Below are 3,321 nucleotides of genomic sequence, written 5' to 3'. Positions count from 1 at the left end.
CGCTGCTGCGGGTCCATGGCCAGGGCCTCGCGCGGGGAGATGCCGAAGAAGCCCGGATCGAAGCCCGTCGCGTCGTGCAGGAAGCCGCCTTCACGGACGTAGAACGTGCCGGGGGCGTCGGGGTCGGCGTCGAAGCCGCCCTCGACGTCCCAGCCGCGGTCGGTGGGGAACGGCGAGACCGCGTCGCGTTCCTCGACCAGCAGTTCCCACAGGTCTTCCGGGGTGCGGACACCGCCTGGGTAGCGGCAGCTCATCCCCACGATGGCGATGGGCTCGGCGGATTCGTCGCGCAGCCGCCGGTTCTCCTGCCGCAGGCGCTGGTTGTCCAGCAGCGAGGCACGCAGGGCGGCGACCACCTGGTCCGTGTCGGTGGGCATGGGGTTGGCCTTCTCCTTCTGCGGCTGTCGGTCAGTCACGTTCGCCGCCCAGGGCCATCCGGACGAGTTCGTCGACCGCCATGTCCTGGATGTCGGCGGCGGGAGCCGGTGTCCCCGGTCGGTCGGCGAGGTCCAGGAGCGCGTCGAGGAGACCGGCCCGGCGCAGTGCGGCGGGCGGGATCGCGGCGAGCAGGGAGCTGATCTCGTGGTCCTCCCGGTCCGTCCGGCCCGGCGTCCCGGCGGCCTTCCCGGTGGCGGCGGGGCCGCCCGGCCCGTCGGGTACCAGGAGCCTGGTGAGGTGGGCGGCGACGGCGGCCGGGGTGGGGTGGTCGAAGACCAGGGTCGCGGGCAGCCGGCGGCCGGTGGCGGCGCTGAGCCGGTTGCGGAGTTCGACGGAGGTGAGCGAGTCGAAGCCGAGGTCCTTGAACGCCTGGTCCGGGTCGACGGCCCCGGCCCCGCCGTGGCCGAGGACGTCGGCGCTCCGGCTCCGCACCAGGTCGAGCAGGGTGGCGACGCGTTCCTCCGGGGTGAGGCCGGTCAGCCGGCGGCGCAGCGAGTCCGCTTCGGCGGCGTCCGCCGCGGAGGCGGGACGGCGCGCGGTGCCGGGAACCAGTGCGGAGAGCAGGGCCGGGACGGGTGCGGTCCGGGCCACCGCCCGGAGGCGGCCGAGGTCGATCCTGACCGGGACGAGCAGCGGTTCGTCCAGGGTGAGCGCCGCGTCGAACAGGGCCAGGCCCTCTTCGCTGCCGATGGCCGCGGTGCCTCCCCGGGACATGCGCCGCAGGTCGGCGGCGGTGAGCGTGCCGGTCATGGTGCTGCGGCGTGCCCACAGGCCCCAGGCGAGCGACTGGGCGGGCAGGTCCAGGGCCCGGCGGTGCTGGGCGAGCGCGTCGAGGAAGGCGTTGGCGGCCGCGTAGTTGCCCTGCCCGGCGTTGCCGACCGTGGCGGACGCGGAGGAGAACAGGACGAAGGCCGACAGCGGCAGATCGCGGGTGAGGGCGTGCAGGTTGAGGGCCGCGTCGACCTTGGGCCGCAGTACGTGTCGCATCCGCGCGGGGGTCAGCGACTCGACCGTCCCGTCGTCCAGGACGCCGGCCGCGTGGACGACCGCGCTCAGCGGACGGTCGGCGGGGATGCCGGCGAGCAGGGCGGCGAGCGCGTCCCGCTCGGCGACGTCACAGGCCTCCACGTCCACCCGGGCGCCGAGTCCGCGCAGTTCGGCGGCGAGGTCGGCCAGGCCCGGGGCGGTCGCGCCGCGCCTGCCGACGAGCAGCAGGTTCCGTACGCCGTGCGCGGTCACGAGGTGCTGTGCGACCAGGCCGCCGAGCGCGCCGCCGGCCCCGGTGACCAGGACGGTCCCCCCGGCCGCGGCGATGCCGGACGGTGCGGCGGACGGGTCCGGGCCCGCGAGCGTGTCCGTGTCCGTGTCCGTGTCCGGGGGCGGGGTCGGATCCGTGGCGACGGTGGCCCTGGTGAGGCGGGCGGCGAGGAGTCGTCCGGCGCGTATCGCCAGTTGGGGTTCCGTTCCGGCCAGTGCCCGGGGCAGCAGGCCGGTCACGGCGGCCGGGTCGTCGGTGTCGATCAGCAGGAACCGGTCCGGGTGCTCGGACTGGGCGGAGCGGACGAGGCCGCGGACCGCCGCGCCGACGAGGTCGGTGACGTCCTCACCGGCTGCCGTGGAGACCGCGCCCCGGGTGACGAGGACGAGCCGGGTGCCGTCGTCCCACCGCGGGTCGGCCAGCCAGTCCTGGACGAGCCGCAGGGCGTCGTCCAGTGCGGTGTGCACGGATGCGGCGTCGGGCGGGGACGGGAGGTCCGGGGTGCGGTCGCACCAGGCCAGCACCGCGGCGGGCGACGGTGCTCCCGCTTCCAGGGCGGCACCGAGCGCGGCCAGGTCCGGACGGCTGTCCGGGAAGGACTCCCGGCCCCCGAGGACAGCAACGTGCCCGAGGGGCTCGGCGGGTGCGGTGGCGGGCACCGCCGACCACTGCACCCGGTAGAGGGATTCCGGGCCTCCGCCCGGGCGGAGGGCGTCGAGGTCGATCGGGCGGACGGCGAGCGTCTCGACCGACACGACCGGGAGGCCGTTCGGGTCGGTCGCGTCGATCGACGTCGATCCGTCCGGCCGGAAGCCGAGCCGCACCCTGAGCGCGGTGGCTCCGGAGGCGTGCAGCCTGACCCCGCCCCAGGAGAACGGCAGTCCGGCGGACGGTCGGTCCGGGTCCGGTCCGCTCTCCGGCCGGGCGCGCAGGAACAACCCCTGGAGCGCGGCGTCCAGGAGGGCGGGGTGCACACCGAAGGCGGAGGCGGACCGGTGCTGGTCGTCGGGCAGGCGTACCTCGGTGAAGATCTCCTCGCCCCGGCGCCAGGCGGTGGTGAGCCCGCGGAAGGCGGGGCCGTAGCCGTAACCGGAGGTGTGGAACCGCTCGTACAGGTCGTCGACGGGGATCGGGGTGGCGCCGGGCGGGGGCCAGGAGCCGGCGTCGTCCGGTCCGGGTGCGGGCGACGGACCGCGGGTCGTGGCGTCGGCGGTCAGTGCGCCGGTCGCGTGCGCGGTCCAGGTCGGGGTCGCCGCGTCCTCGCGGCAGGAGAACACGTCCAGGGAGCGGCTGCCGTGCGCGTCCGCCGCGCCGACCCGCACCTGCAGGCGGACGGCGGTGTCGACGGGTATCAACAGCGGCGACTGGAGCGTCAGTTCCTCCACCGTGTGGCATCCGGCCTCGTCCGCGGCGCGTACCGCGAGCTCCGCGAAGGCCGCGCCGGGCAGCAGGACCGTACCGGCCACGGCGTGGTCGGCGAGCCAGGGGTGGGTCCGCAGCGACAGCCTTCCGCTGAGCAGCAGTTCACCCGTGTCGGCCAGCTCGACGGCCGCTCCGAGGACGGGGTGGTCGGTCGGGTCGAGCCCGGCCGAGCCCACATCGGCCGCCGCGGTGGGCGCCGGCTC

2 protein-coding genes are annotated in these 3,321 nt (G+C 76.1%); both read right to left on the bottom strand.

The genetic code is table 11. The annotated features are described in order from the left end of the window. Positions 1–377 (bottom strand): beta-ketoacyl synthase N-terminal-like domain-containing protein (locus VR45_RS40610; protein ID WP_045945003.1); only part of this gene is annotated, 377 nt, incomplete at its 3' end. A 31-nt stretch (positions 378–408) separates the two neighbouring features. Beyond that, positions 409–3,321: type I polyketide synthase (locus tag VR45_RS40605; RefSeq protein ID WP_045945002.1), on the bottom strand; the 2,913-nt coding region annotated here is incomplete at its 5' end.

This window comes from Streptomyces sp. NRRL S-495, from assembly GCF_000966955.1.
In the GTDB taxonomy this organism is placed as follows: Bacteria; Actinomycetota; Actinomycetes; order Streptomycetales; family Streptomycetaceae; genus Kitasatospora; species Kitasatospora purpeofusca.
The sequence above is the reverse complement of the archived record's forward strand: the minus strand, read 5'-3'. Positions and strand labels throughout refer to the sequence as shown.